Source organism: Clostridium oceanicum (assembly GCF_039521385.1).
In the GTDB taxonomy this organism is placed as follows: domain Bacteria; phylum Bacillota; class Clostridia; order Clostridiales; family Clostridiaceae; genus Clostridium_F; species Clostridium_F oceanicum.
Map to the genome: position 1 here is coordinate 328,841 of NZ_BAAACG010000013.1, position 15,030 is coordinate 343,870.

The 15,030-nt window shown below is 24.8% G+C and carries 12 protein-coding genes; 10 read left to right on the forward strand and 2 right to left on the reverse strand.

The window, feature by feature from the left end; all coding sequences use genetic code 11:
• Positions 1-89 precede the first annotated feature (89 nt).
• From ABDZ71_RS15425 to ABDZ71_RS15450, 6 genes are all read left to right on the forward strand, one after another.
• A complete protein-coding gene (locus tag ABDZ71_RS15425) occupies positions 90-4,022 on the forward strand; it encodes a DUF5050 domain-containing protein (protein ID WP_343762944.1) in 3,933 nt (1,310 codons plus the stop codon).
• A 202-nt stretch (positions 4,023-4,224) separates the two neighbouring features.
• A complete protein-coding gene (locus ABDZ71_RS15430) occupies positions 4,225-5,061 on the forward strand; it encodes an SLAP domain-containing protein (RefSeq protein WP_343762946.1) in 837 nt (278 codons plus the stop codon).
• Positions 5,062-5,237: 176 nt separating this feature from the next.
• Positions 5,238-5,939, forward strand: coding sequence for a M48 family metallopeptidase (locus tag ABDZ71_RS15435; RefSeq protein ID WP_343762948.1), 702 nt, complete (start codon positions 5,238-5,240; stop codon positions 5,937-5,939).
• Between the two features lie 277 nt (positions 5,940-6,216).
• The gene (locus ABDZ71_RS15440) at positions 6,217-6,552 is read left to right on the forward strand and encodes a single-stranded DNA-binding protein (protein WP_343762950.1); all 336 of its coding nucleotides are present in this window, start codon (positions 6,217-6,219) and stop codon (positions 6,550-6,552) included.
• Positions 6,553-7,022: 470 nt separating this feature from the next.
• Entirely contained in the window at positions 7,023-7,571 is a 549-nt protein-coding gene (locus tag ABDZ71_RS15445) for a manganese efflux pump MntP (RefSeq protein ID WP_343762952.1), read from the forward strand.
• Positions 7,572-7,741: 170 nt separating this feature from the next.
• Positions 7,742-8,173 carry a Fur family transcriptional regulator gene (locus tag ABDZ71_RS15450; RefSeq protein ID WP_343762954.1) on the forward strand — a complete coding sequence of 144 codons (432 nt, stop codon included), beginning with the start codon at positions 7,742-7,744 and terminating at the stop codon, positions 8,171-8,173.
• A 10-nt stretch (positions 8,174-8,183) separates the two neighbouring features.
• On the opposite strand, the gene ABDZ71_RS15455 is transcribed toward ABDZ71_RS15450, so the two are convergent.
• Positions 8,184-8,564, reverse strand: a complete 381-nt coding sequence (locus tag ABDZ71_RS15455) for a hypothetical protein (RefSeq protein ID WP_343762956.1) — start codon at positions 8,562-8,564, stop codon at positions 8,184-8,186.
• A gap of 250 nt (positions 8,565-8,814) precedes the next feature.
• Between ABDZ71_RS15455 and ABDZ71_RS15460 the strand changes: the two genes are divergently transcribed.
• On the forward strand, positions 8,815-9,876 hold the full coding sequence (locus tag ABDZ71_RS15460) for an HD-GYP domain-containing protein (protein ID WP_343762958.1): 1,062 nt from the start codon (positions 8,815-8,817) through the stop codon (positions 9,874-9,876).
• Between the two features lie 54 nt (positions 9,877-9,930).
• Positions 9,931-10,935, forward strand: a complete 1,005-nt coding sequence (locus ABDZ71_RS15465; protein WP_343762960.1) for a rhomboid family intramembrane serine protease — start codon at positions 9,931-9,933, stop codon at positions 10,933-10,935.
• Positions 10,936-11,053: 118 nt separating this feature from the next.
• Here the strand turns inward: ABDZ71_RS15465 and ABDZ71_RS15470 are convergent, their stop codons facing one another.
• Positions 11,054-12,784 carry an ATP-dependent metallopeptidase FtsH/Yme1/Tma family protein gene (locus ABDZ71_RS15470; protein ID WP_343762963.1) on the reverse strand — a complete coding sequence of 577 codons (1,731 nt, stop codon included), beginning with the start codon at positions 12,782-12,784 and terminating at the stop codon, positions 11,054-11,056.
• A gap of 588 nt (positions 12,785-13,372) precedes the next feature.
• Between ABDZ71_RS15470 and ABDZ71_RS15475 the strand changes: the two genes are divergently transcribed.
• Complete coding sequence (locus ABDZ71_RS15475) at positions 13,373-14,416, forward strand: YkvA family protein (RefSeq protein WP_343762966.1); 1,044 nt, start codon at positions 13,373-13,375, stop codon at positions 14,414-14,416.
• A 131-nt stretch (positions 14,417-14,547) separates the two neighbouring features.
• A complete protein-coding gene (locus tag ABDZ71_RS15480) occupies positions 14,548-14,712 on the forward strand; it encodes a YtxH domain-containing protein (RefSeq protein ID WP_343762969.1) in 165 nt (54 codons plus the stop codon).
• Positions 14,713-15,030: the final 318 nt, after the last annotated feature.

Genomic DNA, 15,030 nt, shown 5'->3' on the forward strand with positions numbered 1-15,030 from the left:
ATGGGCTAACTGATAAAATGCTGTAAATAATATGTTTAAGAGTAAAAATATATAATTTAATATTATGAAAATAAAAAGGAGGTAAGTTTGTGAAAAAAATTATTAGTAATTTTCTTATTGTAATTATGCTAGCTAGTTCCTTTGTTTTTATACCAAAGCTCGTTTATGCAAGTGGAGAAAATTATAGAAATTTAGCTACTAAAAATAATATATCTCCATCTAAAAATTGGACTGTTAAGTTTAATAGAGATATTGATACTAGTAGCATGAGTAAAGATAATATTATAGTTTATGATAAAGTAAGTGGTGAAAAGATAGATGTAGATATTTCAGCAGTTACAGAAAGGTCTATAAAAGTAAAGCCTAAGAGTAAGTATTTATCAGGTAAAAAATATATTATTGAAGTTAAAAATATAAAATCCAAAGATGGAGAAGTTATGAAAAGTCCAGCTAAAATGGAGTTTAATGTAAAAAATCTTTATTCTGGACTTCCAATGGAAGATGGTCTTGTAATTTTAAAAGATAAGGCTTATTCTATAGAATATTTATATAAAAATAAGTCTTTAGTAAATGAAATAATAAATAGTAATGGATTTAATATATATTATGTTTATGACTATAGCTATCAAAGAATTAGAAGTCTTTTTGATGATAAATATTTAGATGGTAAAACAAAAGATTTTACAAGAAGTAATACTATGACTTACATAGATGCTAATGGTAATAAACATATTTATAAGTGGAATGAAACAGAAGGGGAATATAAATTAGTACCTCCATCTATAGATGCTGAAATATATGCTCGTGGAAATGGTAGAATGAGTAGCGTGAAAATTAATGCTATAACTTCAGTTCCAGATGCTAAATATTTTAAACTTAAACATAGTAATTTAATAAGAGGAGTAAAACAAACTATAGCTTATTTTCCACCAGTTTCTTATGAAGAGGTAAGTATACTATCTAGTGATAAAACTGTTCTTGGCAAAGCTTATATATATGTTGGTGAGACAAATAATCAAAAATATAGTGTAAAACTTGTGGACAACTTATGGGAAGGTAACTCACCAGGTAATATAAATAATAATGGTATAGCAGCAGAAGATGGTAAAAGATATGTTTATTATGTAAATAATGCTAATAACGAAAATCTTTATAAAATCGGATTTGACGATATGTACAATAGAAGAATTACTAAAGATAAAGTTCAATATGTAAATGTACTTAATGATTATGTTTATTATAGTAATTATACAGATGGAGGAAAGCTTTATAAATCTAGAACAGATGGATCAGATAGAGAAAAATTGCTTGATGATAAAGCAGCTTATGTAACGATTTCTGGAGAATATATTTATTATAGTAACCATTCAGATCATGGTAGACTTTATAGAATTAAAAAAGATGGTTCAGATGCATATGTCGATCCATCAGGTAGAAGACATGGTAGACAAGTTTGCACAGATAATGATGGTTCAAAAGATGAGGTTGCTTATATAAATATAGTAGGGGACTGGATATATTATAGTAACTATAGTGATGGACATAAACCTTATGTAGTAAATAAAGATGGTAACTACAGAGGAAAAATATGTGATGAATGGGCAAATTGTGTTCAGGTAGAAGGTGACTGGATATATTATTGTTCAGGTGCTGGTATAATTAGTAAAGTTAGAAAAACAGGTTCAGGAGCAGTTGTTCCTATAAAAGGTAAGGTAAGTGAATTTAACAGAGGATTCCATATAAATGCTTATGGAGATTGGATATACTATAGTAACTATGATGATCACGGTAAGTTATATAAAGTAAAAACAGATGGTAGTGGAACAAAAATAAAGCTAAGCGATGATTCAGTAGGATATATAAATATAGTAGGAGATTTTATTTATTATACTACTAGAGATAATAAAAAAATATGTAGGTTACCTTTAAATAGTAATGGAAATGTAAAACCTATGGAAATGGGTAAACCAAACAATGGTGAGGAAATAGTAAGACTTGATAATTTAGCAAGAACTGTAGCTTATGATGATGTAAATCAACCTATAGAATGGATAGAATCTAAGTATTTACCAGAAAAAGTTGCAGCTACTATGAAAGATAACACTATGCAGCAATTAGTTGTAATATGGGATACTAAAAATGTAAAAATAGGTCAAGGTGTTAGAACATATACAGGAGATGTAGTAGGATATGATAAAAAAGTTACTATGAAGCTTACTATACCTTCTGAAATGATAAATGATACTAATAAAATAATGGTATATAACAATCCAGGAACTCGTGATATTGTGGAAGTAAGAGATGATTTAACACAAATTAGAAATGGAGATACTGATTACAGAGCAAGATTTAAGCAAGGCGATATTATTAATATCTATGCTGATAAAAATAAAGAGAAAAGATTAGGTACTGGTAGATATAACAATAATGTTAAAATGGCTCAAGTTAGATGTGACCTTAAACCTCAAGGAGAAGAATTTTATATAACAATAACAAGAGTTCAAGATGGAAAAGCAGAAAGTGCTTTAACAAAAGTAGAACAGCCTGTATCTTCTTCTATAGATGAGATGATTGGAAATGAGAAGAACATAGTTGACAAAGATTATATTGGAATAGGATATAGAGGAATAGATATTAGAGATTTTACTATAAATAAGTGGTATAAATCATATTGGGAATACCATAGTGTTCCTTCAGGATATAAAATGATAGATCAAAGAATGTATGTATCTACTAATAGAAGCCCAGATATAAGCAGACAAGAACCAATTAAAGATGCTTTGGGACTAGATAAACATTCTTTTGATGGAAGTATTATGTCAAGAGCTGATGCTCAAAATATAAATAAGGATAGTGATAATAGAGACTTTAGAGAATCAAAATATTATTTATATATAGGAACAAAGTATAGTGGCAAGGCAACAGCAGACCCAGATGCACATGCTCCTTTAATAGATGGAGAAGTTACAACAGATGTACCAGGAGAGGTAAGTCCTGTAGCTGAATATGTTCCCAAAAATAGTTATATAAATAAATATGTAAGTGTTAAAGGTGGAGACGAAATAGATTTAGGAAGAGAATTAAGAGATGGAGAAACTCCATATCTTGTAACTTTAGATACAATAAGAACTGATGGAATAGGTAAATATAGACTTTGGAGAGCAGAAGATAAGAAGTCTAATCCATTTAATCCTAGTGATGCAGGAACAGATTCTACTGGTGCAGCCAAGGTAATTAAATGTAGTATGAATGGAAGAAAATTAGTGATAGGATCAGGTGAGGCAAATAAAGAAGTAGAATACAAATTATTTATTGTTAACAAAGCAGCATCATCAGAGCCAAGCAGTAATATAATAAAAATAGATAATAAACCTCCAGTTATACAGAAAATACAGATAAAATTTAAAGATGTAACTAAGGATTATAAAGAAATTGATGCTGGAGAGAATTTAAGTATAAAATTAAATGAACCAGGATATATATATATGATAAGAACTGATTTGTATAAGTATGGTATGACAAAAGAAGATTTAGATAGAATAGAAAGTGGTTCAGATAAGAAAGGTATAGGACGTAGGGTAATAAATTCAAAATCACAAAAAGATGTTTCTACAGTGAATTTATCATTAATGATTGCTGATGATCGTACTGATTACGTTGTTTTAGCTTCAGATGAAGCAGGAAACATTGGAACAGAAGTGTATGATATAGTTATATACAGAAACATTAAAGGTTTAAAAACTACTATGATTGCAGGTTCAACAAAAGTGGATGAATTAAATGAAAAAGTACAAAAGCTACAAGAGTTAGTAAACCAAAATCCAAATGATAAAAGATATAGTTCAAATTTAAGTAATCTAAAGATTAAGTTAAATCAGTTAAATTATGCATTAAGAGATGCTGAAAATATGTGCAAGAATGAAACCGCAAGTGCTAGTCGTGTTACAGTTACAACACAAAGATTACAAACAGCAATAAATAATGCACAATCAGCAATAGATAGTGCACAAGCGGTACAGTAAAATTAAACTATAATATCATTTAAAATATTGATTTATAACAAAAAATCAGATATAAGAAAGTGTAGGAACCAGTGTTATTTTTCACTGGTTCTTTTTTATGATTTCTGATAATATATTTATTTATTCTTACTTTAAATTGATTTAGAAAAAATTACAGGTTATAATATAATTTGTAATAATTAATTGAATTTGGAGGTTTTGTATGACTTTATGTAGTAACAGTTCAGATAATAAAGAAAAAAATATAGATGTAAAATTATCACTTTTAGAAAAAGACAATGTTGTCATGTCAAATGTACAAAAGGAAATACTTGAAGAAGAATTAGATGAGTTAGTTCCTATAAAAGAAGGCCAAATAAATGTAGCAGGGATATATGTCTTTGATATGGGAGAAGAATACGAAGTAAAATTATATTTGAGAAATGGACTAGCTAAAGAAGTTAATTTTGAAGACGTACCTTTTAGAATAATAAATTCAAAAGGAAAAACTCTAGCATATAAAATTTTTGATTTAAGAAAACTAGGAAATATACCTCCCTATGCTGCTAGACCTTGGAAGCTTTATTTTGATAAAGAGGATGACTTGAAAGTAGATAAAATAGATTCAGATGACTGGAAAATAGTTTTTGATAGTAATATAAAAGCTTTAAGAAATATCGAAGTAGAATATGAAAATTTACCAGAAGGTATAGATGAATCAAGTAAAAAAGTTTATGATGAATTTTTAAAAGAGTTACCTGATATAAAAGAAGGAGAAGTAAGTTTTTCAACTTTTAGTATAGGGGTAAGTAAAGAAGGAACTTTATTAGTTACAATAGTTATAAGAAACGCTTCAAAAAAGGCTGTTAATATAGAAAAGCTACCTATGTCTGTTAAAGATGAAAAAGATAGATTAGTTGTTTCAGAAGTATTTGAAATAGATGATTTAAAAGTGATGCCTTTAAAAGCTAAAGTATGTAACTTTGCTTTTAAAATGAATGTTACTCCAGAATCTAATATTCCTCTTGATTCATGGAAAATAGAATATCAAGTTTCTTAAGAATTTATAAATTTAATAATTAAATAAAAATCATTCAAATAAATTGTATATATTTAAATATTTCTAATACCTCTTTTATGTAGCTATATCATAAATTGCTATATAAAAGAGGTATATTTATTGTTGTATTCATAACCATATTTGTTGTACCATATATTTATTGAGGTGATAGGGTTTTGGAAACTATAAATTTAGATAAAAAAATTTTTAAATATGAAATAAAATATAAAGCTAAAAAAAATATAAGCATGAGAATTTTAAAAACTGGATTTATAGAAGTTAGAGCACCTTTGGGAGTTAGTAAATCTACTGTGGAGTCTATAATAAGAAAGCAAAAGAAATGGGTAATGCAGCGGGAAGAGTGCTTAAAAAAGATAAGTGAGGATAAATGGTATTATTATTTAGGTGAAAAATATGGACTAAAAATAAACTATACTAAATCTTCTTATTGTAACTTAAAATTAGAAAATAATAATTTTATTGTAGATATAAATAAAGGTATATTAAAGGAAAAAAGAAAAGAAATAATAGATTGTGAATTTAAAAAGTTTTATAAAGAAAAAGCACTTCAAGTTTTAAAGGAAAGAACTAAATATTACGGAGCTATATTAGGATGCTTACCTAATAAAATTTTTATTAAATCACAAAAAACTTTATGGGGTAGCTGTTCTTCTAAAGGAAATATAAATTATAATTACAAACTTATAATGGCTCCATTATACATAATTGATTATATAGTTGTCCATGAGCTTTGTCATTTTAAACATATGGATCATTCTAAAGATTTTTGGAACCTAGTTTCTAGTATAATTCCAGATTGTAAAGATAGAAGAGCTTGGTTAAAAGAAAATGGTAGTATGATTATGATGAAGTTTTAATAAAGATTTTTAATATATTTGAAGGTATACTTAAGTATAATTATTTTTATAAGTTAAATTTTCTTCAATAATTCATAGTTTTAAATAATGTTTATATTAAAGGCTAAAGGTAAAGCATTCCTATAGTTATATGATTATAAAATAAAAAGATGGACATAAATATAGAAAAGTATTATTTAAGATTTTAATGTGAAAAAGTTTAGACATAGAGAGGACTTTTATTTTAATATGTCTTATTTCATTTAAAATAATAAAATTCTATATGGAGGTTGTAAGTATGAATAAAGTTATGCTTATAGGCAGACTTGTAAGAGATGCAGAATTAAAAAAAATAGAAGATAGAGAATTATCTATACTTACATTTACATTAGCAGTTAATAGACATTACAAAAAAGAAGACAAAGCTGATTTTATACCTGTAGTTATTTTTGGAAAGCATGCTGAAGTACTATCAAAATATATGGTAAAAGGAAAACTAGTAGGGGTAGAAGGTAAACTGCAGACTAGATTATATACTAATAAAGAAGGATTAAAGAAAAAATACATGGAAGTAATATGTAGTGATGTAAGATTTTTAGATCCTAAAAAACTAGATGAAGTGGTTAATAGTTAATAAACCAATAGAAAATAGGGAAGATATAATTATAAAATTTTACAGTATCTAAATTTATTTTTAGGTACTGTAAAATTTTATACTTATAAGCTAAGGATATTTAAATAAAAAAGAAGATAATGTATTATTTTTATAAGTTTAATTATTATAAAATATTTGTCTTTTTTACTAATAAAGGGTATAGTAATAATTGAAAATTTAAGTATTTTTTTATTCTAAAGAATAATTGACTATTACTTGAATAAAAATATTAATGGAATATATAAACTGTTTTTAAAAATTATAAATTAATAATTAGGATATAAAGATAAATAATAAGACAAATAGAAAAAGAATATTTTATAGAATATACTAATTTAGATTTTCATAATAGTTTTACTATTATTAGATTTAAAGTAAAAAGTAGTTTTAAAAAATATTAGTATAACGTCTAATTATTTATTTTAATATGCCTTAGTATAGGAGTATATATGAGTATATATAATGTTTTCTTAATTGGATTAGCACTTTCTTTAGATGCCTTTGGTGTGGCGCTTTCTATAGGTTTTAATAATGAAATAAAAAAAATTAATAAGATATATTTTATAATATCTTTTGCATTTTTTCAATTTTTGTTTGCTTATTTAGGGGGCTTAGGAGGATTCTTATTTAATACATACATAGTTTCTGTACCAAAGGTTATAGGTGGTATAATAATAGCTATTGTAGGTCTTTTAATGATTAAAGAAGGAAGACAAGAAAAGAATAAAAATATTCTTTTGAGCACAAAAATGTATTTTATATTAGGAATTTCTGTTAGTATAGATGCATTAGTTGTAGGATTTACTACTTTAAATGTAATAAAAGGAAGCTTATTATTTTTAAATGGAATATTTATTGGATTAATTACTTTGGTTATGTGCAGTGTTGCATTTTTTATATCAAGGTATTTAAAAAAGATATCTATCGTATCTAGATACGCAGATTATATAGGTGGAATAATATTAATTATATTTGGTATAAAAATGATATTCTTTTAAGCATTTATAAAATTAAATATATGTTATATAATTAGTTCTAGGGGTAGTTATTTTAACTAGGTATTTATTATCAATAAATAGTACAACCTATCGATAAATAACTTATATAGAATATTGATTTAATAATCTGAAAGTATTGAATTTTATATATATTATAGTAAGGTGATTTTATGGGTTCACAAAACTTATTAAAAGAAAAAAAATTAAAAATTACAAAAGCTAGAGTAAGTATACTAAATATTCTTAATGTAGAAAACCATTCTTTAAGTGTAGAAGATATTTATAATATGTTAAAGGAAAAAGGAATAATTATAAATTTATCTACTGTGTATAGAAATTTAGAAATTTTTAGTAATAAAAATTTAATACAAAAATTTATTATAGATGATGGTAAGAGCAAATATATATTAAAGAAACATAAAAGTCCTAAACACATAGTAGAATGTAAGATGTGTCATAAAGAAATTGAAATAGAATGTCCGATTCCTCAGATAGATGAGCTTGTCACAAAAAAGACTGGATTTTGTTGTGTAGATCATCAGCTTAAGATAAAGGGTATATGTAAATCTTGTATAAAAAAGAAAAATAAAACACTAAGATAGGCTTAGTGTTTTATTCTAAGCGTTTTTTATAATACTCATCTTTTTTTGCAGTGGTATTTTCTTTATATACTTTTTTTACTTTCCAAATCCCTTTTTTATTTTTTTCTACAAATACTTTATAAGATATTCTTTTGTGTGGAGATTCTTTATCAGTTCCAAAAACTTTTACTACAGCTATGTTTCCATCGGAAAATGTTAAATCAAAATTATCTATGCTGTACATTCTATATTTGTTAAATAATCCTGTAGTCATGTAATTTTCAACAGTATAAGTTATATCTGTTTGTTTATTTACTTTATAATTATGATATATTATAAAAATAAAAAGTAAAATAAACATAAATGCTATAAGTTTTTTCACTAATGATTTTTTATTAAACTTTTTTCTCAAAATTTAACCTCCATTTTAAAATATCAATATAATAATAACTTATTTACCAATAAATGTAAATAATACTTAAGTATATAGATCATATTTATATATTCAAATAAATTAGTTTTTATACATTTTTGGAGGCATTTAAAAAAGTAGGTAGAATATTTATATTAAAGTAATATTTATATTTTCCCATTTATTAGTTTTATAAATTAGATAATATAAAAATATAAAAATGTATTATGGTTTTTTGAGGTGTATGTTGATGAGACTTGAATTCATAAATAATGTAAAAGAAGATGAGGTGCTAGGTAGAAGTATATTTTCAGAAGAAGGACAAGTATTATTAAAAGCTGGAATGAAACTTACTAATAATTATATTAATAAATTAAAGCAAATAGGGGTCTTGTATGTTTATATACAAGATGAGAGATTAGAAGATGTATTAGTAGAGGATGAAAAATTAAATAAACTTAAACAAACAACTATAAGATCTATGTCTAATGTTATGAAAAATGTTCATGACTTTAATGGAAAAAAAGTAAAAGAATCTTTTAAAGAAATAGAAGAAATTATAGGTTATATAATAGATGTAGGGGATGTGAATAAGTCTCTCTATGATATAAAAACTTATGATAATTATACATATATTCATAGTTTAGATACTTGTATTATGACTACTTTTATGGGGATGTCTTGTGGATTTACTGAAAATAGGATAAAAGAAATAGGAATTGGAGCAATACTTCATGATATAGGTAAGATAAAAGTTCCATCTAAAATAATAAAGAAAAAAGGTAGACTTACAGAGGAAGAATTTAAAGAAATAAAAAAACATCCTATATACGGAAAAAGAATGCTTCAAAAAAATATTAAAATTACAGATACTATAACTAAAATAGTGGAACAACATCATGAAAGAGTAGATGGAAAAGGATACCCTTATGGTCTTAAAAGCAGCGAAATATCTCCTATGGCAAAAATAGTTTGTGTATGTGATGTTTATGATGCTGTAAGTAATGATAGATGTTATAGAGCAAAATTTAAACCTAATGAAGCATATGAATTAATACTTTCTGGTTCTGGAAGTATGTTTGATAAAGATATGGTACAAAAGTTTAGGCATACTTTTGCTATATATCCATTAGGGTGCCATATAAGACTTTCAAATAATAAGGAAGGATATGTTGTAAGTCAAAATGCAGGATATCCAGATAGACCTATAATTAGAATATTTAATGACTTTTTAGATAAAGATAGCAAAATATATTATGAATTAGATTTATTAAAAAATCCTAACATAACAATAGAGGAAATAGTAAGATAAATATTTTAAATTTTTTGCTTAGGAGTGAGTTAAATAGATAAATTTATAAAAAATTTGATTGAAAAGCTAATAAGTTTAAATGGTTATAATGTAATAGAAATAGGTGAATTTAATGGAATTAATGGACTTTGGGGTGCAGTAAAAAAATATAGTGATTATAATGATGTCTTATTATTTTCAACAGAAGATATGATTTCAAACTTAAATGTAGATGATTTGAAATTATACATAAAAAATAGCTTGAATATTTATAATGCACACTTAAATATAATCTTATTGACAGAATCAAATTATGCTGACAATATAATAGAAACTATAAAAATAAAAGAAATAGAAGAATTTTCTACTATATTAAATTATAAAGACAGAGTTATATTTTATTCAGGAATTAAATCAAGTCAATTAGTAAAAGATATAACTTATGTTCCAGAAGAGAAAAGAGAACTTTCACATATTGTAAATAATAATAGAAAGATTCCTGTAATAACCTATTCAATAATAGTTATAAATATATTGTTTTATATTGTTACTATGTTTTTATCAGGAAATTTATTTAATAGTGATATAAATGTTTTAGTTATGCTAGGTGCTAAAGTAAACTATCTTATTGATCAAGGTGAATATTATAGATTTATAACTTGTATGTTTCTGCATGGAGGGCTTATGCACATAGCTTTAAATATGTATGCTTTATATGCAATAGGACCCTTAGTAGAATCTTATTATGGAAAGATAAAATACTTAATAATATATTTTATATCTGGAATAGTTTCATCAGTTTTTAGTTATAAATTTTCAGATTCAGTATCTATAGGAGCTTCTGGAGCTATATTTGGACTTTTAGGGGCAACTCTTATATTGGCTTATAGAAATAAGCATAAAATAGGAAAAGGTTTTATGCAAAATATAATTTCTGTTATAGTTATTAACCTAATAATAGGACTTTCTATCCACAATGTGGATAATTTTGGACATATTGGTGGATTAATTGGAGGATTGTTAGTATCTCTAATTATATTTTTAGTAAGCTTTAAAGAAAAAGAGGTTAATAAAATGTAGTTAAAATATTATTTATACTGTGTTTATAAGTTAAGTAGTTTTATAGAAAATAAAAAAGCTACTAGTTTAAATTATTTTAAACTAGTAGCTATAATTTTTAATTTATATATTTTTATTATTAGATAGATTCAAAATCTTCACTATGAAGAGATTCTTTTTCTATAAGTTTTTCTGTTAAGTTATCTAACATTTCTTTTTCTTTTGTTAGAATATTTTTTACTTCTGTATATAATTCATTTACTAAGTTTTTGCATTCTTCTATGATTTCCTTTTGGTCTATATTTAATTTAGTTAGTTCTTGCATATTTAATAAACCTAAAGTTTTTCCCATACCATAGTGAGAAACCATATTATAAGCTATAGAAGTACTTCTTTGAAGATCGTTGTGAGCTCCAGTTGTTATAAGATTTTTACCAAAGGCTATTTCTTCAGCAGCTCTTCCACCTAAAAGAACCATGATTCTTTTTCTTAAATATTCTTTGTTTTGATATAAAGAATCTTCAGGAATACTTAGAGTGTAACCGCCGGCCCCTTTAGTGCTTGGTATTATAGTTACTTTAGAAATTTTTTCATTAGGTAAAATCTTCTTTGTTATCATAGCGTGACCTATCTCATGATAAGCAGTTATTTTTTTGTCTTCATGAGTTATATAATCTCTGTTTTGTTTTTCGTATCCTGCAAGTATTATAGAAAAGGCTTTATTTAAATGGGAATCTTCTATATTAGTACTATTTTCTTTACAAGCTAAAATAGCAGCTTCATTCATAAGGTTCTCTATTTTGGCTCCAGAAAAGTAAGCAGTTTTTTTAGCTAGTTCTTTTATATTTATTTTACCAACAGGTTTATTTTTTAAATGTAAGTTTATAATTTGTTCTCTTGCTCTAACATCTGGAAGTGTTATTTCTACATGTCTATCAAATCTACCAGGTCTTAATAAAGCATCATCTAAAACATCTAGACGATTTGTTGCTGCAATTACAACAATACCTTCTTTTTCATTAAATCCAGACATTTCTGTAAGTAATGCATTTAAAGTTTGATCTCTTTCTTCAGATCCACCCATCGATTCTCCTGCTCTTTTCTTACCAATGGCATCAATTTCATCTATAAATATAACAGCTTTACCTTTATTTCTAGCTTTTTTAAATAATTGACGAATACGACTGGCACCTACACCAACGTAAACTTGTACAAAGTCAGATCCTGAAACAGCATAAAAAGGAACACCAGCTTCTCCAGCTACAGCTTTTGCAAGTAGTGTTTTACCAGTACCAGGTTCACCATATAGGATAACTCCTTTAGGCATTCTTGCACCATAGGATGTGTATTTTTCAGGAGTTTTCAAAAAATCAACAACATCTTGTACACTTTCTTTTGCTTCTTCATTTCCTGCAACAGAGTCAAAGTTATGAGTCATTTCTTCTAGTTCCTTAGATTGTAAAGAATCTACTGAATTACGACTTTTTCTTTTAAAAGAAGTATTTTTTAAAGCTATGAATACTATTGATATAGAAGAAGCAATAAGAACTATAAAAGGAATTAATTCTCTTGAAGTCATAGGTGAGTGTTCTGATATTTTTATCCCATTTTTAAGAAGATCTTCTTTAAAGTTTAAAGAACGAGGGTTATCAGTTTGATATGTTTGTCCATTAGTAAGTTTTACTTTTATTTTAGGTGTATTTGTAATATACACTTCTGAGATTTTCTTATTTTTAATATCATTTAAAAAATGATTGTAGTTTTTATTATTAACTTTATTGTTATATAAATTTAATCCAATCATAGACATCAAAGATAACAATAGAGTTATTATGGGAAGTATAATAATTTTCTTTTTAATTTTATTCATAGCATTTCTCCCTTCAATATTTTAGATTAGAAACATTTAAATAAATAACTAGTCACTATAATATAGTTATTTATAAACTAGTTATTTTTTAAAAACTACTAATACTATAGCTATTAGTAATTAGCAGAAATAAAGTAATTGTATTTTAAAGAATATCTATCGAATTTTTGACTTTTTATTTATTTTTATATTTTAAAAAATAAATTTATAGCAAAATAACAATATAATTTTTCTGACTAGTGTGTTATTAACTATATTATAATATTTTTAATCTAGAGTCTAATAAATCACATAAATTTTACTAATGTAATTTATGGAACAAAAATGGGATTAAATTACACAGAATAAAATTTAAAGGTTTTAACTAAGTTATCTTTAGTGTATACTTTATTTATGTATAATTAGTAAAGACAATTTAAAAAATAAATAAGTCAGTATATTACCCTATTTTGTAAGTTATATTCTCTTTGAAATTTAATTATAAGATTAGTATGGATATACTTAAACTTGTTGTGTTTTATGAAATATATGTTATATATTTGGCTTGTTAATTATTTTCATATGCTTAAAAAGGGGGAAGTACATATAATGAAGCTATCCGCTGTTAATGTTACTTTATCTAAATCAGATATAATGACTTTGATTAGAGATTATTTAGACGTAGAAGGTTTAAATATTAAAGATATAAATATTAATGAATTTATAGAAATAGAAGGAAGTTATAAAAGGGGAAAAGAGTTTTCTTTTAAAGCAAAATTTGCATTAGGAAGTGTTAATCAAAATATTTTAAATGTTAGAATACTAAAGATTAATTTATTAGGTCTTAAAATAATAAGTGCTATAAAAAATACTGCTTTAAAAGCAGTTACAAAAAAATTTAAAGAGTATGGTTTAAAGAGTAATAAAGATAATGTAAAAGTAGATTTAGATATTTTGTCTAAAAAAATTCCGTATGTGTACTTTAAAATAAACGGTATAGAAGTTTTAAAAAATACTATAAAAGTATCTGTAGATAACTTTGTTTATTCTAAAGATATAAAAGAAGAAAAAGTTAAAGATACTAAAACTAAAACAAAAAAATCTAATTTTTTAAAGCCAAAAAAAGATGCTTATTCTAATATTAGATTTGATATAAATAAAAAGGTGCCAAATAAGTACAAGCCTGTATTTGAATTTGCTATGGTGGTTCCTGATATTACTGTACTTTTATATAGATTATTTAGAAACCCAAGAGTAGATAGAAAAATGAAAGTTTTAATAGGATCTATTTTAACTTATGTAGTAAGTCCAATAGATATAATACCTTCTTTTATACCAGTATTAGGAGAGATAGATGATTTAGCAGTGCTTTTTTTTGGGCTAAATAAAGTAATAGAAGAAGTTCCTAAGGATATTATTTTAAGTAATTGGCAAGGAAAGGATAATATATTTGAATTAGTTAAAAAGGGAATTGAATTTATATCTAATAAATTAGGTGGAAAAAATATAGAAAAAATAATTAATATGGTATTGAATATTGTGAATGATTTTAATGAGGACAGTTCAAAACCTCATTCAAATAAATCATATAAAAATAGACAACATAAAAATAACAAAAACAATAATCATATCAATGCAGTTAGTCAAAAGTAAAAGCTAAATAAAAAACATGGAACAAAAATACATTTAAGTTAATATATTAATGTTTAAGAATATCTAAAAATACATACTATATACATAAACCATTAAATAATAATAATATATTTAAAGGGAGTGTATAAAGTATGCGTGGAAAATTTATATCTGGCATGATGTTAGGTGTAGCAGCAGGAATGATGCTATCACCACAAATTGATAAAAAGACTAAAAGAAAAATAAAAAGATCAGGCAAAAACATGATGAATATGGCAGAAGATATGTATGACAACGTAAGATATTTCATGAAATAGAGCTTATTTTAAAACAAAATTCTATAATATTTTATCTATAAAATAAAGAATCTACTTAATTTAATTTAAGTAGATTCTTTATTTTTACGAATATATAAGTATAAAGCATATACAAATCAATAATTAATAAAATAATACTTAATATCTCTAATATATTATGAAAAATATTGTAAGTAAATATAGTATGCTTATCTATTAAATAAAACCTTATTAAGTGGAGGAATACAAGTTATAAAGGGGTTTTAGCTATTAAATAATTTATATGAATTAAATGAATTATATTAATTATTTATAATAAAAAAATGTATTATTTATTAT